Source organism: Arthrobacter citreus (assembly GCF_038405225.1).
Classification (GTDB): Bacteria; Actinomycetota; Actinomycetes; order Actinomycetales; family Micrococcaceae; genus Arthrobacter_B; species Arthrobacter_B citreus_A.
Window position 1 is genome coordinate 2772424 of record NZ_CP151657.1, and the last position, 21225, is coordinate 2793648.

Here is a 21225-nt window from a genome sequence, read left to right on the forward strand (position 1 = left end):
GTAGATTCGTAACTACCGTCCGCGCAGGGAGATGCAATGGCTACGAACAAATCCACGGATACCAAAGTCGACAAAAAACCGGTTGAACAGCAGGCCGTGCCGCAGACCAACGGAAAGGTCCAGCCATCGGACGGCAAGCAGACGGTCGCCATAACAGCGGACTATACGAACGAATTGGATGAGCTCCGCGAGCTGAAAATCAAGAGCAAAAAAATCAAGGAAAACGCCGACGACGATGCCTGGCGGCATAACTACCCGTATGACACGAAGCTGTCCCGGCGCAGCTACGAAAAGCAGAAGCGTGCCCTGCAGATCGAGCTGCTCAAGATGCAGCTCTGGGTCAAGGACACGGGGCAGAAGATGCTCATCATTTTTGAAGGCCGCGATGCCGCGGGCAAGGGCGGCGCCATTAAGCGATTCAATGAGCACCTCAACCCCCGCGGCGCGCGCATTGTCGCTCTGGAGAAGCCAACGGATGGCGAGCGGACGCAGTGGTATTTCCAGCGGTACGTGGCGAAACTTCCCAGCGGCGGCGAGATCGTCATGATGGACCGGTCCTGGTACAACAGGGCGGGTGTCGAACGCGTGATGGGATACTGCACCCCGGCCCAGTATCTGGAGTTTATGCGCGAGGTGCCGGAGCTTGAACGGATGCTCGTGAACTCGGGTGTGCTGCTCAACAAGCTGTGGTTCTCGGTGGGACGTGCGGAGCAGGTGGCCCGGTTCGCTGCCCGGGAAACGGATCCGGTGAAGCAGTGGAAGCTCTCCCCCACCGATCTGGCCAGCCTGGATAAATGGGATGACTACACCGAGGCCAAGGAAGCCATGTTCTTCTACACCGATACCGGTGACGCTCCCTGGACGGTGGTGAAGTCCAACGACAAGAAGCGCGCGAGGCTTGAAGCCATGCGCCATGTCCTGCATTCCGTGGACTATCCCAACAAGGACGCCTCGGTGGCGCATGCTCCGGATCCATTAATTGTGGGTCCTGCCGCGAGCCATTTCGAAGAGGGCGAGGAGCCCAGCGGCCAGTTCCCGGTTGTGAAGCCCAAGGGTTGAGGATATGGCGCCCGGCGCCTATCCGAGGGGGCGCTCCACTGACACATACTCAAAGATGACGCTGGTGTTGGTCCCGGCGACCTCGGGATGCACGCTCAAGTTGTTCGCCACCAGTCCTCGCAGAGCCTCGGAGTCCGCCAACGCCACGTGAATCAGGAAATCCCGGTCACCGGTGACGAAAAAGATGCTTTCCACACCCGGCAGCTGCGCCAGATACTGCTTGAACGTCGCCAGGTTGGACCGTGCGTGGGCGTGCAGGCGGATGGCGACCAGAGCCTGCAGGCCGCGTCCGACGGCGGCCGGGTCAACGTCTGCATGGAAGCCGCGGATCACGCCGCGCTCCTGCAGCGCTTTGATTCTGCCGTGGCAGGTGGAGGGTGCAATGCCGACGGCGGCGGCCACCGCGTTGTTCGGTGTCCTGGCATCCGTCTGCAAAATGTTCACGATCTTCAAGTCGACCGCGTCCAGTCCGGTGGCAGGCGTCGTCGGCCGCATCCTGTCGGGTGCCGGCGTTTTGTCACTTTCCGGGTCCCGCCGTTTCTTCGATCCGGCGCCCTGTGCAGCCCTGTTTCTCGAATCCTTGCCCATGATCGGCAGTCTACGCAGAATGATCAGCGGATCCGTTGCTTTCCCTCTTAAGGATCTTCAGGATGGCACCAAAGCTGCCCTCACGTCTGAAGGAGTCCCATGTATCCCCGAGCAACAGCACCGAGGAGCGCCGTCATCGTTGGGGCGGGAATGGTGGGGCTGGCCACCGCCTGGCATTTGCAGGAGCACGGCCTTCATGTGACGGTCCTGGACCGTTCCGGTGTTGCGGCCGGAGCATCGTGGGGTAATGCCGGCTGGTTGACGCCGGGGATGGCGATGCCCCTCTCCGATCCTTCCCTGTGGTCCTACGGTGCCAAGGCGCTGCTCGATCCCACTGCTCCCCTGCACATTCCGGCGCGGCTCGATCCCCAGCTGTGGTCTTTTCTGGCCCGTTTCGCAGCCCACGCCACGCCGAGGGCCTGGTCCAAGGCCATGGCGGCGCTGACGCCCATCGACCAGATGGCCTTGGAGGCTTTCGATGAGCTAACTGCCGCGGGAGTGGACTCCGTAACCCGCAAAGGCCCTTTCATTATTGGTTTCGAATCGGCTGCGCAAAGCGTGCCGTTCACCAAGGAAATCAACCATGTCGAGGCTGCCGGACAATCCGTACCGCTGGTGGAGATGCCCGATGCCCAAGCGAAGGTCCCGCAGTTGTCGGACAAGGTTTCCACTGTCTACGCCATGGAAGGCCAGCGGTTTATCGAACCCGGACCCTTTGTGCAGGCATTGGCGGATTCCGTACTGGCCAGGGGCGGCCGGATTGTCTCCGGGGCTGAGGTCCAGTCGCTGCGGCACGGGCCGGCCGGGATCGCCGTAGAGACGTACGCGTCGGATCCGGTGACGGCCGACGTCGTCGTGCTGGCTACCGGAGCCTGGCTGCCAAAACTCGCCAAGCCACTGGGAGTGCGCACTTTGGTGCGGGCCGGCCGCGGCTATTCCTTCAGCGTCGCGACCGACGAACCGGCCGAGTTTCCCATCTATCTTCCCGCCCGGCGTGTGGCCTGCACGCCGTACCAGGGCCGTCTGCGGATTGCGGGAACCATGGAGTTCCGGGGCCCGGACGAGCCGCTGCAAACGGGCCGGATCCAAGCCATCCTCGACTCCGTACGTCCACTCTTCACCAATATGGATCTGGAGAACCTGCAGGATATCTGGGTGGGTCCGCGGCCTGTGACACCCGATGGCCTGCCGTTAATTGGGGCCACCCGCTCTCCCGGTGTCTTCGTGGCGGGTGGGCATGGAATGTGGGGCGTTGTGCTCGGCCCGGCAACCGGCAAGTTGCTGGCGGAACAAATTGTGACGGGGACGGTGCCGGAGCAGATCCGGCCGTTTGATCCGCTTCGCTGACCGGCTTTTTTGCTGGCTAACCGGCTTTTTGCTGTCCGTCGCTGTACGCCGCCGCGCGGGCGGGCACGGAATGCGGGGCACAGATGGGTGGGCATTGGGCCCGGGTAGTTGGGTGGAAAAGTAGGGTATTTGAATCACCCGGGAAGGGCCGTTTGAGGGCCGTTTTGGCCTGTTGTGGAGCCGGAAATGTCAGTGCCGGGTGAAAGCCTGAAGACATGGATCAGAACGGATCTTTTCCCGGCAAGACTGCCGGCAGTGGACAGGACGCAGTGGGCAGTGCACAGGGCGCAGCCGCCAGGCAGACGGCACTCAGCCTGTCAATTTACGCTGCCGATCCTGTTGCTGCCCGGGCCGTTCCTTCGCCCGTTCCCGTTCCTTCCGTTCCGGGTTCCGCGGTTGATCCCGCGATTGCTGTTCCGGGGCCCGATGCTCCGGTGACCGGTACCGGTCACCGGGACGGGTTGACCGGGTCCCTGGCCCTGCAAGCTGTGGAGTCCCTGACCCAGGACCAGGCCGGCGCCGTCCTGTCCCGCCTGGATCACCTGATCCGGTGGGCGCAGGCCCAGCAGGCCAAAACCCTCTCCCGCATACAGGTCCTGTTCCGGGACGAATACCTGAAGGACACCGGCCTGCTCGATCCCGGTCTGGCGTTCAGCCTCGCCGCGGAGGAAGCCGCAGCCATCCTGCACGTACCCACGAACACCGCCATGATGCTCATGAGCGAGGCCGGAACGCTCTGCACCACCCACGCCGCCACCCTGCACACCCTGGAATCCGGGCACATCAGTTACGGGCACGTCCAGACCGTGGTGGATCAGTCCCAGAACATTCCGCCCGCGGAGCTGCCTGGTTTCGAGGCCCGGCTGCTGGGCCTGGCCCCGGAGCAAACCCACACCCAGTTCCGGGTCCGGGCCAGGCGGCTGCGGGAGACCACGTATCCGGAAACCATCGTCGTGCGTCAGCGCAGTGCTTTTGACCGGCGCCGTGTCGCGTTGCAGCCCGAGTGCGACGGCATGTCCTGGCTCTCGGCACTGCTGCCGGCCCAGAAGGCGCAGGCGTTTTTCCACCAGCTCAGCCTCGCCGCCCGCGGTGAGCAGGCCGCCGGAGACCCGCGCACCGTGGATCAGCTGCGGGCGGACATCATGGACAGCCTGCTCGAGGGCCACAACGACCCGGAGGACCAAGAGGACCGCGAAGAGGCGGACCAACATGATGAGGCGGGCGGCCGCGGGAGCCACCGGACAGGCAGCCACAGCCAGGGACGGACGCGTGCGAGGGCCCGGACAGAGATCCTGGTCCTGATTAGCGCCGAGACCCTCTTCGGCGCCGACGAACAACCCGCCGAACTGCACGGCTACGGACCGATCAGCCCGGTCACGGCACGAAAGATGGCCCGGGAAGCTGCGAAATGGACACCGGTGGAGCGGGACCCGGAAACCGGGGAGTTCCTGCGGATCGGCCGCAAACGGAAAGTACCGGATCGACTCAAGCAGGTGCTGCGGGTCCGGGACGGGACCTGCCGGTTCCCGGGCTGCCGGACCAACGCGGTCATTTCCGAAATCGACCACACCACACCCTGGGCGCAGGGCGGGGCCACCGATCATGACAATTTGGAGCATTTATGCCGGCGGCACCACATGTTCAAAACCAAAGGCTTCTGGAAAGCCTGCCAACCCAGCCCGGGAATTATTGAATGGACCTCACCGGGCGGACGAAAGTACCGCACCGAACCCCACCTCACCCTTGCCGTTCGGACTCCAGAGCCAGCAAAGCCAATGGATGGTGTCAGTGCCGACGCTGGTGCCAGCGATCCGGAAGTCTACGGAGACGACCCACCACCCTTCTAGGCCTCATACGGTAAGGGGAAACCGTAACGGAACAACGCTGTGCAGCATCTGATTCCAGATCTAAAGTTCTGTACATGCCACGCACGTGCGGCGCACCAGGACGGGCGCCCGGGTTTGGCCAACGCCGGTGCAGGAATCCGCGCACCGCAGTTTGGTCCCGGGTGCGTTCCGGCCTGGCAGCGGCAGGCATTGTCGTCTCGGCAGCTGCCTGTACAGGCGAATTCGTCACGTCGGACCCAGAAGCTGTGTCACGGGGACCGGCAACTGTCGCACAGGAGCATCCGAGGCCGTCCCCGGGACGCCAACCCCAGCCACCATCACAACCAGTACCCCGGCCATCTACATCGTTTTTGTCCTCTCCCCTGCTGCCCACTTCTCATCCGCCGTCATCCCCTTCCGACTCATCGGCTCCTTCCGGTTCGTCAGCGTCCCTCTCCGCATCACCGACAACCGCCCGTGCACCGGCAGAACCCGACATCACGGTGAGTCTCGACGAGCAAAGGCTGAATATCGGCGCGGGCATCATCAGTATTCTCGTCACCAACAACACTGGCGCTCCGATATCCATCACGGCGGCTGCACTCGCGACTCCGCGTTTTGATGGACCGAGCAGCTGGACTCCGGGCCCTGCGGGAGCGAGCACCGTTCGCTCGGGCGCAACAGTAGCCCTGCCTGCGCCTCTGGCGGCTGCACTCTGCGGCGGGAGTGCAGATTCGGGTCAGCCTCCGGACTCCGGCCGGCCGGAAACGGCCACCGTGTTGCTGACGCTCAACGGACTGCAGCACGAGTTCGAAGCAGAAGATCCTCATGACGCACTGGTTAGGCTCCAAGGACAAGACTGTCTGGAACGCGCCATGCTGGCGGTCGCATCCGTGGTCCCCATGCCAACACTCTCCGTCGCCGCGGACGGAAGCACCGCCGTCGTCCACCTGTCGGTTATTCCAACGGGAGTCAGTGCGGACCTTACGCTCACAAACTTTGGCAACACCACTTTGCTGGCGGAAGACCCCCAGCAGCCCTGGCCCCGAAGCGTCTCCATTTCCGGAACAGATCCGCCAACCATTGTTGATCTGGCCGTAAAACCGGCGAGATGCGATCCGCACGCCCTGGCGGAGGATAAGGCCGGAACCAAGCTGCCCGTGAAGGTGGCAGCCGGCCAGCGGTCCGGAGAGCTGCGGCTGGAACCAAGCGGGGATTTCACCCGGTCGGTTTACGCATTTGTAGCGAAGGCCTGCGGCAATTAGCCCGGCTGCCACAACCATCAGGGCCAAGCGGAAGGTGGGCATCATTGCGCGTGGATCAGCTTGTTTTGAGCTGCCGAAAAGGAGAGACGCAGACCACGCCATTGTGATCTGCGTTGCATAAGATGCTAGCGAGAATCGCTGCGCTTTGCAGGAACGCCCCGCGGGTGCGCGCGTCAAGCTCCTTCCGGGACCCCGTCGCGGAAGTGTCAGGAGTGCGTGAGACGATAAAAACATGCCTTCCTCACCGCCCCTGATTGATGTCACCGACATCATCCGCGTTGTCGGCGGCGCCGCATTCCAGCGCGGCCAAACCTATGCCAAAGGTGGCGCCGTGGACGCCATGGAGTGGGATCCGCAGGCAGAAGTGCTCAGGGCCAAGGTTCGCGGCCACTCCTCGGTACCGTACCGAATCATGCTGCAGCTGGGGGAAAAACGGCAGGGTGACTACCGACTGCTGGACAACCATTGCAGCTGTCCGGTGGGATTCGACTGCAAGCACGTGGCCGCCGTCGCACTCCAAAGCAACACAGATCATCTGCTGGCACGGCAGGAATTCATCCGTCCAGCCGCACCGGGAAAGCCTGCCGTACCCGCATGGCAGGACTCCCTGCAAACCCTCATCGATGCCGACCTCGATGCCCTCACCGGCAGCACCCCTGCCGCGGCCACACCGTTGGCCCTGCAGTTTGAGGTGCGGACCACCGACGCAGGCATGAGCTCCCGCTGGGGCGCGCCGGCCCCCCGCAGCGCCCACCGCGCCACATCCTTCCGCTTGGGCGTCCGCCCAGTGGTGCGCAACACAAAGGGCAACTGGGTCAAGAACAATCTGGCCTGGAGCAACATCGCATATCAGACCTACGGCATGAAACTCGATCCTGAGCAGCACCGCTGGTTTTCACAGTTCCCGGCCCTGCACCGCTCCAACGGCGTGAGCTATTTCGGGCAGAACGATTCCTGGCTCTACCTCGATGACTTCGCGAATCCGCTCCTGTGGCAGCTGCTCGAAGAGGCGCGGCGGATCGGAATCGACTTTGTCGGCACCAAAAAGGACACCAGCGTCCAGCTGGGGCAGCGTGCAGCCCTTTCACTGGACGTCCGGGCCGCTGAACCCGGCGATTCCTCCCGGCTCCAGTTGTTGCCGGTGCTGGAAATCGACGGCCAGCCGCTGCCCACCGACGCCGCAGGGCTCATCTCCGGACACGGCATCTATGTGCGCAGCCCGGAAAACGTCATCACTCTGGCGCCCACCGCCCGGCCGCTCACAGATCAGGACAAGGGCCTGCTGCTCAAGGGCGCTCCGGTGATGATCCCCGAAGAGGACGCTCCGGTGTTCCTGGAAAAGTTCTACCCAAAGCTTCGCCAGGTGCTGCCAGTGACAAGTAGCGACAACTCAGTGGAGTTCCCCGAAATTTCGCCTCCGATGCTCGTTCTCACGGCATCGTTCCAGCCGGATGATTCACTGTTCCTCGACTGGGAATGGGAATACCGGCAGGGCGAAGACATCACCCGCATTCCGCTGGGCACCAGGGCTGATCCGGCTGCCGGCTACCGCGATATCGTTGCCGAAGCTGACTTGCTGACGGCTGTCGGCAAGGTCCTCGGCGGGGTGCCCCGCAGCCGCGCCTACCAAGGCATAGACACCGCGGAATTCACCGAATATGTGCTGCCGAAAATCGAAAAAGTCGACGGCGTGAGGGTGGATGTGATCGGCGAACGCCCCGATTACCGTGAGCTGACCAGCGTTCCGGAGCTTCGAATCACCACTGTGGAGACCGAGCGCCGTGACTGGTTTGATCTTGGCATCATGATCACGGTGGATGGCCGGCTTGTTCCCTTCGCCGAGGTGTTCAAGGCGCTGTCCCAGGGCAAAACCAAGCTGCTGCTGCCCGACCGCACGTATCTGTCCCTGGACCGGCCCGAATTTGCCCAGCTCCACGCCCTGCTTGAAGAGGCCGAAGGACTGCGCGAGTGGGAAACCGGCGAAATGACCATCAGCCGGTACCAGGCCGGGCTGTGGTCCGAGCTGGAGGAGCTCGCCGAAGAAACCGAGCAGGCAGCCGCTTGGCGCGCCTCGGTAACCGGGCTGCTGGAACTGGAGTCAGTGGACCCGGTGCCGTTGCCCGCCGGCCTCAAAGCTGAACTGCGTCCCTACCAAGCTGAGGGGTTCAACTGGCTCGCCTTCCTCTGGCAGCACGGGCTCGGCGGGATCCTGGCGGATGACATGGGGCTGGGTAAGACCCTGCAAACGCTGGCGCTGGTGGCGCATGCCCGGGAAAGTGCCACAGCTCAGCCTTCGGCGGCTTCCGGCGACGGTGGCTCCCCGGCGGCGCCCGACGACGGCGGGTCCCCGGCAGCGCGCAGACCGTTCCTCGTTGTTGCTCCCACCTCCGTGGTGCCCAACTGGCTGTCGGAAGCAGCCCGCTTCACTCCCGGGCTGCGCACGGTGTCCATCCCCGACACCAGCGCCAAATCCAAGGTGCCGCTGGCCGACCTCACTGCGGATGCCGACATCGTTGTCACCTCTTATGCCGTGTTCCGGCTGGACTTTGCCGCTTACCGCTCACTCGAATGGGATGGGCTGATCCTGGATGAGGCGCAGTTCGTGAAGAACCGCACCACTCGGGCGCATCAATGCGCACGCGACCTCGTGGCCCCGTTCAAGCTGGCGATCACCGGCACCCCCATGGAAAACAACCTCCTCGAGCTGTGGAGCCTGTTTGCGATCGTGGCGCCAGGCCTGTTTCCCTCAGCCCGCAAGTTCACTGAGGAATACCAGCGCCCGATTGAACGCGGTGAAGACGCCAACTTGTTGGCCCGGATGCGCCGCCGGATCCGTCCGCTCCTCATGCGCCGCACCAAGGAAGCAGTGGCCAAGGACCTCCCGGAAAAGCAGGAACAGGTCCTTGAAGTGGATTTGAGCCCGAAGCACCGCAAAATCTACGAAATGCACCTTCAGCGTGAACGCCAAAAGCTGATGGGACTTATCAAGGACCTCGACCGAAACCGGATGATCGTGTTCCGTTCCCTGACCCTGCTCAGGATGCTGAGCCTTGACGCCTCGCTCGTGGACGATGAGTATGCCGGAGTTCCGTCGGCCAAACTCGACGCCCTGTTTGAGCAGCTCGAAGATGTCACCGCTGAAGGGCACCGGGCACTGATCTTCAGCCAGTTCACCTCTTTCCTGAAGAAGGCCGCCGAGCGCCTTGATGCTGCGGGCATCCCTTACGCCTATCTGGACGGCTCCACCCGGGACCGCGGTGCCGTCATCAACTCCTTCAAGGACGGCCAGGCGCCCGTGTTCCTGATCAGCCTCAAGGCCGGCGGATTCGGCCTGAACCTGACGGAGGCCGACTACGTGTTCCTGCTGGATCCCTGGTGGAACCCGGCGGCCGAGTCGCAGGCGGTGGACCGCACGCACCGCATCGGGCAAACCCGCAATGTCATGGTGTACCGGATGGTTGCGCGGGGGACCATCGAAGAGAAGGTTATGGCGTTGAAGGAGCAAAAGGCGAAGCTCTTCAGCTCCGTGATGGACGACGACGCCGTGTTCAGTTCAGCGCTGACCGCTGACGACATCAGGGCACTGCTGGACTGAGTGGCTTCACACTCACGATCAGCTATGAATTTCCCCACGGCTGCTGCTGCCTGGACGGCATCAAAGCGCGTCATTGCAGGCGAGTGCCGGCATTCCTGTGCACCGGGTGAGCCCGGTGCAGCTATTAATCTGGAAAAGGTCAGCACCTTGCCCTCCATCAGGGGCCGCCGTCATCGGGAAAGGACTATGTACACGCAGGATTCAACCCTCGTCCGTCCGCTGGATGTCACCGCGAAGGATGAAGACGAGCTCGTGCATGTTTTTTGCACACCCTGCAAGCGCCGGGCGATGCACCATGCACAAAGACCCACTCCGTACTGCGGAAAGATCATGCCGAACCGCCCGCTGAGGGATGACAACGGCCATCTGCCCGTTTGCACGGTGTGCGTGGATTTGGCACGTTCCGGCCCCTGCCCCCGCTGCGGCATGCAGGCCCGGTTCTAGCATTCCCTCATGCCTGATGAGCCATTTCCGTGAACCTCGTTTGGCATTCCGTGAACCTCGTTTGGTTTGTACAGTGGGGTGATGGCTACTGACGAACGCCCCATCGGATTCTGGCTGAAACTCGTGGACCAATTGGTTGATGACCAGTTCGGAGCCAGTTTCGAAGAACACGGCGTCACCCGGAGGCAATGGCAGATGATGAATCTGCTGACTGACGGTCCCGCCTCCGAGAAGCAGCTCACCGACGGGCTGAGACCCTATTTCCCTGTCGTGGAATCCGGCACCTCGGTGGAACTGATCGAGGAACTGCGTGAAAGCGGCTGGGTCGCTCTGGACGAGGGCCAGTATCAGCTCACTGATCTGGGCCGCCGCAGTTTGGAGAACCTCCGCGGCGCCGTGGAACGCATCCGGGAGCAGCTCACGGAAAATGTCTCAGAAGATGAGTACAGCGCTCTCGTGGCCGTGCTCCAGCGGATGGCCACCAATCTGGGGTGGGACGACACCCGGGACAAGCCGGTGGAACCATGACGTCTTTACTCCCAGACGCTGCGGGCTCGTTGCTGCGGGCGCATTATTAAACCGAGGTCCTTGTTAGACTGGCGCCATGTTATTCCCAAGCATCATGAGCGGCCCCAGGTCCGCCGTGGAGGGGATGGTGGGCCGGCAGGCCTGCAGAGCATCTAACCTGCCGCTGCTCGCCTAGGCTTCCCGCACCTTCCCCTCCGAGTGCATCTAAGCGCACGTGCCTTTATCCGCACACGGTTTGTGGTGCCCGCAGGCATGCGAGCGGACAGTTCCATGTCCTCATTCCTGCTCACCGAAGGCAGTACTTTTTATGCAACCCCTGACAGAATCCGCTATCCGGCGTTCCTTCATCAACGCAAGCCGCTCCGAGACGGCTGCCCTGAACCTCCCGCAGGACTTTGAAACCATCGATTGGGACCAGCTTGACCAGCTCGGCTGGCGGGATCACAAGATGCCCAAGCGCGGTTATCTGCTGGCACCGTTCGAAGGGTCGATCGTTGGCGTCCTGCTGCGGGCACCCGACACGGCAGCACCAAAAAACCGCCGGGTGATGTGTGCCCTGTGCCAGGACGTGAAGTCCAAGGACGAGGTATTCCTCTACGTGGCGCGGCGCGCAGGCGCATCCGGACGCAATGGCAATTCGGTCGGCACCCTCATACACGCCGATTTCATTTGCTCACAAAGCGTCCGCGCCGAAGTGGAGCCCACACCCATCCACCCTGATCCCGAGCTGGTCATCAAGGAACGGATTGACGGCCTGCAGTTCCGGACGGAGCAGTTTATCCGCCAGGTCCTGGCCCAGTAGGCAAGAACCGGTCTGGACCTGACCAGGCAGGTACGGGTAAGGACCTGACCCGGTAGGGAACCACCCTTTGGTCCGGCGGCTCGCAGGAGCCGCCGGACCAGATTAGCCGAAGAACACCGGATCAGTAGCCCTCGTCCACATTCACGAGCCCGTCCAGAGGCTCGCCGGCAGCAAACCTGCGAACGTTCTCACGCACGCGCCCGGCCAGCAGCGGAGCCACCATTTCCGGTGTTTCGGCAGTGTGCGGAGTAATGAGCGCCCGCGGTTCGTTCCAGAGCGGATGTCCGTCCGGCAACGGCTGCGGATCGGTAACGTCCAAAGCAGCCCCGGCCAGTTGCCCGGCGGCGAGCGCCTGCACCAGGGCATCAGTATCGACGGTGGGCCCGCGGCTGATATTGATCAGGAAGGCCTCAGGCTTCAGCAGCGCCAGCCGCCGCGCATCCATGAAGTGATCTGTTCCGGCCGTTAGTGCCGCAGCCAGGATCACGACGTCGGCGTCCGCCAGGGCCTCGTCCAAGCCTGCATCGGTCACCGTCTTTTCAGCGCCGGGAACCGGCTGGTTATGCGCACGAACCACGGTGATGTGTTCGGTGAAGGCCTGCAGCAGCCGCAAAATCTCAGACCCGACACCGCCCGCGCCAACCAGAACCACGTTTCGCCCGTGCAGTGAGGTGCCCAGCGGCGGCCCCCAGCTTCGGGCCCGGGCAAATGCCGGAACTCCGCGCATGATGGCCAGCGTCAAGGTCAGGGCGAACTCCCCCACCGGCTGGCCGAAGGCACCCTTGCCGCTGGTCCATTCCCGGGTGTGGTTGGCCCGCATGAGACCGTCATACTGATCAACCCCCGCGAGGTACAGCTGAATCCAGCGTATGCCGGGGTGCTCCGCCAGAACGCTCTCCACCGCGGAGGCGCTGATGGCATCCGAGAGCACCAGGCCTGCGGTGGCATCGGACAATGGTTCGACGACGCCGCCGCCTTCCCGAACGGCGGCAGCCAGTTCATCGGTTGGCGACGGGAGAAGGGCGATGGACGGTACGGCCGGGACAAAACCCGAGCCCGCCTGCGGATAAGGATTAAAAGGGTCAGCGTGCTTGGCCATTCGACGGCTCCTGCGGGCTGTGGGGTTCCCCGTGGGCGTCAGTCACGCACGGGCGCCGTGCGGGATGATGGCACCGGCTCCTGACGATTTTAGTTCCGTGCGGAAACCAGGGATAGGGACGACAGCTCTATCCCCGGCGTGAAGGCTATCCCCGTTGGGTTTGGGCGAGCAGCTGCTCAAACGGCAGCGACACCGCGGCCCCGGCGCGGGCTGCCGGCGCCTGGTCCCCCAACAGTGCCACGAGCTCCCCGGCGGCACGGCGGACCCGTTCATCCAGCGGGGCCGTCTGGGCTTCACCGGTGCCCCAATCCTCCGGCGCGGCGTAAACAGCGGTGGGTGTCACCCGAGCGCGGAGGTAACTGAACATGGGCCGGAGGGCGAAGTCGAGGACCATCGAGTGCCGGGAGCTGCCACCGGTCGCTCCCAGGATAACCGGCTTGCCGTCCAGCGCAGTGTTGTCGATGACATCGAAAAAGGACTTGAACAATCCGCTCATGGACGCCGTGAAGACCGGGGTTACAGCCACCAGGGCATCGGCTCCGATAACTTCATTGATTAGCGCCTCCAGTTTTGGAGCGGCAAAACCCGTCACCATGTTATTGGCGATATCCACGGCGTACTCCCGCAGCTCGAAGGTACTCACCGACGCCGAGCTGCCCGCCGCTTCAAAGGCTGCGGCTGCTTCCGCTCCAAGCTGGTCAGCCAGCATGCGGCTCGATGAGGGAACCCCCAAGCCGGCTGAGACTACTACGATTCTGCGATCCGCCATCGTGGCGACCTCCTGAAGCTTTCATGTGTTTGCATCTAGTTTTGTTCAACCCCACGCTGCACACTGTTATTCCCCGGCAGCCGCAGAATTGGTGGCTGCTCCCACTGCTAGTAATCTCGAGTCAATGGCTTCCCCCCATTCCTCCCCCGTCCTTCCACCACCTGCTCCGCGGCCAACCGTCACATCGACCATCACCCACGCTGCCCGTGGAGCCCTGATAGGACTGGTCGAACTGGTACCGGGAGTCTCCGGTGGCACGGTGGCACTCGTCCTCGGAATCTTCGATCGACTCATTGCATCTGCCAATCACTTCATCAGCGGCCTCACGCACCTTGTCTTCAGAGGGAGCAGGACCAGCGCCGCACAGCGGTTTGCACCCGTCGAATGGAGTTTGGTGTTGCCGCTGGCCGCCGGCATGTTCCTGGCCCTGGCGACGTTGTCGGGACCGCTGCACTCCTTCGTTGAGAACCAAGCGACCATCGCCAGCGCGTTGTTCTTCGGCATGGTCGCAGCCAGCCTGCTTGTACCGATCAGCATGGTGAGGCAAGTCGGACCACCAACAGCCGCCGGCACGGTGAAGGGCGTTGCCGTGGTGCTCCTCGTCGCTGCCGCAGCGTTCATGCTGCTGGGGATACCGGCCCTGCAGATTCAAGATCCGCCGTGGTGGGCCCTGACCCTCAGCGGTGCAGTTGCAGTGTGCGCCCTCGCACTGCCGGGCCTCTCCGGTTCCTTCATCCTGCTGACCTTCGGCATGTACGAGCCGACGCTCGAAGCCGTCAGTACGAGAGATTACGGCTATTTGGCACTCTTTATCACCGGCGCCATCCTGGGCTTGGCCTCTTTCGTCCGCCTGCTTGGCCACCTCCTGCGCGTACGACGCCGGGCTGTCCTCTTGGTGGCCACCGGGCTGATCCTCGGCTCACTTCGTGCACTCTGGCCCTGGCAGCAGGACACCACCCTGCTCCCACCCGATGATGCTTGGCTGTGGCCACTGGCTGCATGCCTTGCCGGCGCCTGCGTAGTCCTGCTCCTCTGGTGGCGCCAGCCGCGCACGGAGATGACCGCGGCCGTAGGCCCCCACGGAAACGTGGACCAGCATCCGTGAGCTGCACGGGTCCCCACCGCTGTTGTTCCCCGTCCCACAGGCCTGAGCGAATCTGACCACAGGGCCTACAGTCCCTGCCCCCGGGCGGTCCTGCCCTCAACGAATGAGCGAGATAGATCTGTGAGTGAAACAACCCAACGGCGCGTAAACGTGGCTGCGCTGATGACGGCGTTGCTGGCTGCCTGCACCGCGTTCCAGCTGAACGCTTCCATGCTGTCCCCCGCCCTGATCACTATTGAGGAAGAGCTCAACACCACCGCGGCGGCAGTAGCCCTGACCCAAACGGCCTTTTTCACCTCCGCAGCACTTTTCTCCCTGTTCCTTCCGCGCCTGGGCGACATCGTCGGCCGCAAAAAGGTCCTCGGCGGCATGCTCGTGGTCCTGACGCTCGGCTCTGTGCTGGCGGCCCTGGCGCCCAGCATTGAAGTGCTGTTCCTGGCGCGCCTGATTCAGGGTGTTTCCGGGCCTACGGTCGCTTTGTCCCTGATCATGCTGCGGGTGGAAATCCGCGAGCCCCGCCTGCTTGGCACGCTGATGGGTGTCATTGCTGCAGTCAACGGCGGTATTGCCGGGGTGGACGCCATTGCTGGCGGCTACCTGGCGCAGAATCACGGCTTCGCGTCCGTCTTCTGGGCCATGGCCCTCGTGGGCGCGGCCGCCTCCCTCCTGCTGATCCTCATGGCGTCCGAATCCACCGCGGAGAAGAAGGAAAAGATGGACTGGGTGGGCGTTGTTCCCCTGGTCGTCTCGGTGGGCACACTGCTGACCGCGTTCAACGAGGCAGGCAAGCTGGCCGACGCCAGTTGGCCCCTGGTTCTCGGGCTGATCCTTGCTGCCCTGGTGTCCTTCGTCATTTTCTGGAAGGTGGAGAACCGCAGCGATCATCCCCTCGTGGCCACCCATCTGCTCAAGCAGCGCTCCACTTGGGCGCTGCTCCTGACCACCGTCCTGACCATGACCGGCGTCTTTGCCGTCATGAACGGCATCCTCCCCGCGCTGGCGCAGGACGGCGCTACCGGTTTTGGCATGGGCGCCGAAGAGTCCGCCTGGTGGACCATCACCCCGTACGCCATCGCAGGTCTGATCGTCGGTCCCTTCGCCGGCCGCCTCGCGGGCACCTGGGGTTACGGCAAGGTGCTCCGCATCGGCACCATCGGTTCCGTCATCGCCCTCGCACTGATGCTCCCCGTCATTGGCAGCGACTCCCGGCTGGGCCTGCTGGCCGTTTCGGTACTGGTTGGCATCACCTATGCGGGCATTGGCAACGTCATGCTCAGCGGCCTGGGCGTCATGCTGTCCCCCAGGGAGAACCCCGGCTTCCTGCCGGGGCTCAATGCCGGCGCGTTCAATCTGGGTGCCGGCCTGAGTTTCGCTGTCATCTACGCCGCCAAGACAGCCACCACCACCGCGGACGGAAGCGGACCCGAGGGCTACTACGGCGGCATCATCGCCGGCGTGATCATTCTGGGCCTGGCACTGGCCGTGTCCTTCCTGATCCCAAAACCTGCAGAGGCTGAGACCAGCGGCCGCTCCGAGGTCCCCGCGCCGGCCGACGTCGAGCCCGCCCTTCTCTGACTCCGCAGACACCGGCTGTAACAGAGGGCATCACCAGGACCGTCGGGTGACGCTGCTGGCTTACGCTGTTCCCATGAGTGAGCAGCGTAAGCCCGCACCGCCGTCGTTCCTTGAGCCCGTGCAGCTCACCGGTGCCAGCGTCATCCTGGAACCGCTGTCACCCGCCCACGTGCCCGAACTGACACAGGCCGTGTGCGACGGCGAGCTGTGGAAGAAGTGGTACACCCGCATCCCGTCTCCCGCAGGGATGAGGGAAGATGTTGAGTCACGGCTGGCACAGCAAGCGGCCGGAGCGGTGATGCCATGGGCCATCCGCCGCCGGGACACCGGAGCCCTCTGCGGAATGACCACGTATTTGAACATCCGCGCTGATCACCGCCGGCTGGAAATCGGCTCCACCTGGCTGGCTGCCAGCGCGCAGCGCACCACGATCAATACCGAGGCGAAGCTCCTGCTGCTCACCCGGGCCTTTGAGGAACTGGACTGCATTGCAGTGGAATTCCGGACCCACTGGCACAATCATCAGTCCCGGGCCGCGATTGCCCGGCTTGGCGCCAAGCAGGACGGCGTGCTGCGCAACCATGACATCTGGCGGGACGGGACGCTGCGGGACACCGTTGTCTTCTCCATCATCAACGCCGAATGGCCAACGGTCCGGCTTGCACTGACTTCCCGGCTGGACCGTTCATAAGGGATCCTGACGGACGGATTATGCCGCCAGGGACCGGCACTCCGGCATAGCGCAGGGCATAGGTTAAGCGCCGTCCCTTCTGTACGCAAATCCGCTCAGGCTGCCATCTTCTCCAGCACCGGCAACGGGAAATGCGAGGTGGAAATCGTCGCTATCTTTAATGCAGTGCCCGCCCCTTCAGGGGAAAGTGCCGCCACTCGAACCGTCTTCCGGCCCCCGCCTGATCCCGTTCGCTGAGTGCTGCACTGCGCCCCTGGCCCGGCCCGTACCGCAGCGCTGCGGACCACGGATCGGACAGCCAAGACGGGGCACTGCACCACCGGGATCAACGATCCCTTAGCTAGAACCTCAACGAAGCGGAGATGCAATGCCCACCAAAATCATCTTGGACTGCGACCCCGGTCATGATGATGCGGTCGCCCTGCTGCTGGCACACGGCAGCCCGGAGATCGACCTCCTCGCGGTGACCACCGTCGTCGGAAACCAGACGCTGGAAAAGGTCACCCGCAACGCGCTGGCAATTGCCCGTGTCGCAAATATCACAAACGTTCCCTTCGCTGCAGGCAGTCCCCGGCCGCTGGTGCGGACCATCGAAAATGCTCCGGACATCCACGGCGAATCCGGCATGGACGGCCCCGAGCTGCCCGAACCCGCCATCGAATTGGACCCGCGTCACGCCGTGGACCTGATCATCGACACGGTGATGGCTCACGAACCCGGAACCGTCACACTGGTCCCCACCGGCGGGTTGACCAACATTGCCCTCGCCGTGCGCAAGGAACCGCGCATCGCTGAACGCGTGAAGGAAGTTGTCCTGATGGGCGGCGGCTACCACGTGGGCAACTGGTCCGCAGTGGCCGAGTTCAACATCAAGATTGACCCCGAAGCAGCCCACATCGTCTTCAACGAAAAATGGCCGCTAACCATGGTCGGACTCGACCTGACGCACCAGGCACTGGCGACTGACGAAGTTGCCGACCGCATTGCCGCCGTCGGCACCAAGCCGGCCAAATTTGTCGGCGAGCTGCTCGACTTCTTCGGCGAGGCGTATAAGGACGCGCAGGGCTTCGACTTCCCGCCCGTCCATGACCCGTGCGCCGTCGCGTACGTGATCGACCGTTCCGTCATGACCACCCGGCGGGTTCCGCTGGACGTGGAGCTGACCGGAACCCTGACCCTGGGCATGACGGTGGCGGACTTCCGCGCGCCGGCGCCCGCTGACTGCAACACCTCAGTGGCCGTCGATCTGGATCACCAGAAGTTCTGGGACCTGGTTGTGGACGCCCTGGAGCGGATTGGTGAGGTGGACCTGTGACTGAAACATCCCAGCGCCGCGTAAACGTCGCCGTCCTGATGACGGCACTGCTGGCCGCATGCGTGGCGTTCCAGCTGAACGCTTCCATGCTCTCCCCCGCCCTGGTGACCATCGAAGAGGAACTGAACACCACCTCGGCGGCGGTTGGCCTGAGCCAGACTGCGTTCTTTACGTCCGCAGCCCTCTTCTCACTGTTCCTGCCGCGGCTGGGTGACATCATCGGCCGCAAGAAGGTCCTCGCCGGCATGCTGGTGGTCCTGACTATCGGCTCCGTGGTGGCCGCGCTTGCGCCCAGCATTGAGGTGTTGTTCATCGCCCGGCTGATCCAGGGTGTCTCCGGCCCGGTGGTCCCGCTCGCACTGATCATGCTGCGTGTGGAAGTCCGCGAACCGAAGCTTTACGGCACTCTGATGGGTGTTATCACCGCAGTCAACGGAGGCATCGCCGGTGTGGACGCCATCGCCGGCGGCTATCTGGCGCAGAACCACGGCTTCGCCTCGGTCTTTTGGGCCATGGCCGTTGTGGGTGCCATTGCCTCTGCTCTGCTGATCTTCCTGGCTCCGGAGTCCACGGCCGAGAAGAAGGAAAAGATGGACTGGGTGGGCGTTGTTCCCCTGGTTATCTCGGTGGGCACCCTGCTGACAGCCTTCAATGAGGCCGGCAAGCTTGCGGCGGCGAACTGGCCCCTGGTGGCCGGACTGATCGTCATTTCCATCATTGCCTTTGCCGTCTTCTGGAAGGTCGAAAACCGCAGCGACCACCCGCTCGTCGCCACACATCTGCTCAAACAGCGCTCCACGTGGGCACTGCTGCTGACCACGCTGCTGACCATGACCGGCGTCTTTGCCGTCATGAACGGCATCATCCCCGCCCTCGCACAGGACGGTGTCATCGGCTTTGGCCTGGGCGCCGAGGAGTCCGCCTGGTGGACGCTCACCCCGTACGCCATCGCAGGCCTGCTGATCGGCCCGTTCGCCGGCCGGCTTGCCGCAACCTGGGGTTACGGCAAGGTGCTGCGGATCGGCATGATCGGGTCCGTGATCGCCCTGGCGCTGATGCTCCTGGTGGTTGGCAGCGATTCCAAGCTGGGCCTGCTCGGTGTTTCGGTCCTGGTTGGCATCACCTACGCCGGCATTGGCAACATCATGCTCAACGGCCTGGGCATCGTGCTGTCCCCCAAGGAAAATCCCGGCTTCCTGCCGGGCCTGAACGCGGGCGCCTTCAACCTCGGCGCAGGTCTGAGCTTCGCGGTGATCTACGCTGTGAAGACTGCCACCACCACAGCCGATGGTTCCGGCACCGAAGGCTACTACGGCGGTATCATTGCGGGTCTGATCATTCTTGGCCTGGCTCTTGCCGCGTCCTTCCTGATTCCCAAGCCGGTCCACGCTGAAGTCACAGCCGACGCCGGGCCCCGCTAAATCCCACCAAGGAGAATCACCGCATGACCGCCGGAAAAGTTGTAGTTGTTGGGTCGCTGAATGCGGACCTGACCGTCCGTACTGATCGTTTCCCCTCCCCGGGCGAGACCCTCAACGGTTCGGAACTGGTGATCGTCCCGGGCGGCAAAAGTGCCAACCAGGCCGCGGCCGCTGCCATCCTCGGCGCTGACGTACGCCTGTTCGGCGCTGTGGGCGCCGACGGCCACGGAGATCTCCTGCTCAAGGCGGCAACCGAAGCCGGTGTGGACGCGTCCCGCGTGCTGCGCCGGCCCGACACAGCCACCGGCACGGCCATGATCGTCGTGGACGCCGCCGGAGAGAACACCATCATCGTTTCTCCCGGCGCCAACGGCACGGTCAGCGGCGCTGACCTTCCGGCGGATTTGTTCGACGACGCCGCCGTGCTGTGCCTGAGCCTGGAGGTCCCGCTCGAAGCGGTGACCGCTGCGGCGAAGGCAGGACACGACGCCGGTGCGACGGTTCTGCTGAACCTTTCGCCGTACCGTGAGGTGCCGGCCGAGCTGCTGGCATTGACCGATGTCCTGCTGGTCAACGCCCATGAAGCGGCGCAGGTCACCGGTTTGGCGGACCCCGCCGCTGATTGGGAAGCAGTTATCGCCGCGTTTGCCCGCCTGGGCATTCACCGCGCAATCATCACCTTGGGTGGAGACGGCGCCGTCGTACTGGACGGCACGGCCACCGGTGCTGACCGGATTGCCGCTGCGGCACCCACCCGGGTGAGCGCGGTGGACACCACCGGCTGTGGTGATGCCTTTACAGCAGCCACCGCTGCCCGGCTTGCCGCCGGTGATCCGCTGCCGGCCGCCGCCGAGTTCGCTTCCCGGGCCGGCGCTTTGGCTGCAACGCTTCCGGGAGCGCAGTCTTCATACACGGCGCTTCTGGGGCTTCGGCCCTAGCGGTCTGCAGAGCTGCCCCTTTGAGGGGGTTGGATCCGGTTGCCGGTTCCAGCCCCCTTGGTGTTTTCGGGAAGAGGCGGCGTGCTCAGCCTTAAGGCGTAGTTTCCGCGCCGCCAACCATTGCCGGCCATCGAATCCCCATCCTGGGACCGATGTGGTTCCTCCCACCCGCAGCTAGGCTGGCTGGCATGCAGCATATCCGCTGCAGAATCAGCCAGCTTCGAGGGGAAAGCATGTCCGATCAAATGCCGCAGGGAAACTACAACTACAACGCCTACACCGGGGGCGGCGGGACACCTGAAATGCCCGCCGCTCCAGTACGTCCGAAGCAGGTGGAAATATCATTTTGGCTGCTGATAGTTTCCCTGCTGATTTCGGTGGTGAGCGTGCCCCTCACGATCGCTGCGTTCAACAGTCCAGAGAGCCGGGCGGCAACCGAGGCTGAGCTGCAGCGGCAGAACGTCGCCGGGCTCACCGTGGATGACGCCATCGCCGCCACTGTTGCCTTTTTGGTGGTCACGGCCGTCATCAGCGTGGCCATCACCCTTCTGGTGGCCATTTTTATCCGCAAGGGCTACAACTGGGCCCGCATTGTCCTGACGGTCTTCGCCGTCCTTTCCCTGCTGTCCCTGCTGGTGCCGTCAACGGCAACTCCACTGGGCATCGCGGGAATGGTCCTGGTCCTGGCGGCCGCCGTGCTTCTGTATGTGTCACCGGCTCCGGCCTATTTCGCGGCCATGAAGCAGTACCGTCAGGCCAAGAAGTTCGGTCAGGCGTAAGAAACTCGATCAGGCGTACTGAGCCCGTCCGGGCGGCACCCCGAGTTCCGGGCGGCACTCCGAGTTCCGGGCGGCACTG

17 protein-coding genes are annotated in these 21225 nt (G+C 63.7%); 14 read left to right on the forward strand and 3 right to left on the reverse strand.

The window, feature by feature from the left end; all coding sequences use genetic code 11:
* The first annotated feature begins 36 nt into the window (after nt 1–36).
* The gene (ppk2, locus tag AAE021_RS12775) at nt 37–1059 is read left to right on the forward strand and encodes a polyphosphate kinase 2 (RefSeq protein ID WP_342022718.1); all 1023 of its coding nucleotides are present in this window, start codon (nt 37–39) and stop codon (nt 1057–1059) included.
* 18 nt (nt 1060–1077) lie between these two features.
* Here the strand turns inward: ppk2 and AAE021_RS12780 are convergent, their stop codons facing one another.
* On the reverse strand, nt 1078–1554 hold the full coding sequence (locus tag AAE021_RS12780) for an Lrp/AsnC family transcriptional regulator (protein ID WP_342025407.1): 477 nt from the start codon (nt 1552–1554) through the stop codon (nt 1078–1080).
* Between the two features lie 192 nt (nt 1555–1746).
* On the opposite strand from AAE021_RS12780, the gene AAE021_RS12785 reads away from it, so the two are divergent.
* From AAE021_RS12785 to AAE021_RS12810, 6 genes are all read left to right on the forward strand, one after another.
* The gene (locus AAE021_RS12785; protein WP_342022719.1) at nt 1747–2994 is read left to right on the forward strand and encodes an FAD-dependent oxidoreductase; all 1248 of its coding nucleotides are present in this window, start codon (nt 1747–1749) and stop codon (nt 2992–2994) included.
* 215 nt (nt 2995–3209) lie between these two features.
* Nucleotides 3210–4841 (forward strand): HNH endonuclease signature motif containing protein, encoded by a 1632-nt coding sequence (locus AAE021_RS12790; protein ID WP_342022720.1) that lies wholly within the window; start codon nt 3210–3212, stop codon nt 4839–4841.
* Between the two features lie 854 nt (nt 4842–5695).
* A complete protein-coding gene (locus AAE021_RS12795; protein WP_342022721.1) occupies nt 5696–6085 on the forward strand; it encodes a hypothetical protein in 390 nt (129 codons plus the stop codon).
* 232 nt (nt 6086–6317) lie between these two features.
* Entirely contained in the window at nt 6318–9680 is a 3363-nt protein-coding gene (locus AAE021_RS12800) for an SNF2-related protein (protein ID WP_342022722.1), read from the forward strand.
* A 525-nt stretch (nt 9681–10205) separates the two neighbouring features.
* A complete protein-coding gene (locus AAE021_RS12805; protein ID WP_342022723.1) occupies nt 10206–10652 on the forward strand; it encodes a MarR family winged helix-turn-helix transcriptional regulator in 447 nt (148 codons plus the stop codon).
* Nucleotides 10653–10959: 307 nt separating this feature from the next.
* On the forward strand, nt 10960–11454 hold the full coding sequence (locus tag AAE021_RS12810; RefSeq protein ID WP_342022724.1) for an FBP domain-containing protein: 495 nt from the start codon (nt 10960–10962) through the stop codon (nt 11452–11454).
* Nucleotides 11455–11575: 121 nt separating this feature from the next.
* Here the strand turns inward: AAE021_RS12810 and AAE021_RS12815 are convergent, their stop codons facing one another.
* Nucleotides 11576–12553: an NAD(P)-dependent oxidoreductase gene (locus AAE021_RS12815; RefSeq protein ID WP_342022725.1), complete on the reverse strand. Its 978-nt coding sequence runs from the start codon at nt 12551–12553 to the stop codon at nt 11576–11578.
* A 145-nt stretch (nt 12554–12698) separates the two neighbouring features.
* The gene (locus tag AAE021_RS12820) at nt 12699–13322 is read right to left on the reverse strand and encodes a CE1759 family FMN reductase (protein WP_342022726.1); all 624 of its coding nucleotides are present in this window, start codon (nt 13320–13322) and stop codon (nt 12699–12701) included.
* 124 nt (nt 13323–13446) lie between these two features.
* On the opposite strand from AAE021_RS12820, the gene AAE021_RS12825 reads away from it, so the two are divergent.
* The 7 genes from AAE021_RS12825 (at nt 13447) to AAE021_RS12855 (ending at nt 21146) form a co-directional block, all read left to right on the forward strand.
* A complete protein-coding gene (locus AAE021_RS12825; protein WP_342022727.1) occupies nt 13447–14427 on the forward strand; it encodes a DUF368 domain-containing protein in 981 nt (326 codons plus the stop codon).
* Between the two features lie 120 nt (nt 14428–14547).
* Nucleotides 14548–16002, forward strand: coding sequence for an MFS transporter (locus tag AAE021_RS12830; protein WP_342022728.1), 1455 nt, complete (start codon nt 14548–14550; stop codon nt 16000–16002).
* 73 nt (nt 16003–16075) lie between these two features.
* Nucleotides 16076–16693 (forward strand): GNAT family N-acetyltransferase, encoded by a 618-nt coding sequence (locus tag AAE021_RS12835; RefSeq protein WP_342022729.1) that lies wholly within the window; start codon nt 16076–16078, stop codon nt 16691–16693.
* Nucleotides 16694–17060: 367 nt separating this feature from the next.
* On the forward strand, nt 17061–18008 hold the full coding sequence (locus tag AAE021_RS12840; protein WP_342022730.1) for a nucleoside hydrolase: 948 nt from the start codon (nt 17061–17063) through the stop codon (nt 18006–18008).
* Nucleotides 18005–19429 (forward strand): MFS transporter, encoded by a 1425-nt coding sequence (locus tag AAE021_RS12845; RefSeq protein ID WP_342022731.1) that lies wholly within the window; start codon nt 18005–18007, stop codon nt 19427–19429. Before AAE021_RS12840 ends, AAE021_RS12845 begins: the two co-directional genes overlap by 4 nt.
* 23 nt (nt 19430–19452) lie before the next feature.
* Nucleotides 19453–20367 carry a ribokinase gene (locus AAE021_RS12850; protein WP_342022732.1) on the forward strand — a complete coding sequence of 305 codons (915 nt, stop codon included), beginning with the start codon at nt 19453–19455 and terminating at the stop codon, nt 20365–20367.
* Nucleotides 20368–20600: 233 nt separating this feature from the next.
* On the forward strand, nt 20601–21146 hold the full coding sequence (locus AAE021_RS12855; protein ID WP_342022733.1) for a hypothetical protein: 546 nt from the start codon (nt 20601–20603) through the stop codon (nt 21144–21146).
* The last annotated feature ends 79 nt before the right edge of the window (nt 21147–21225 follow it).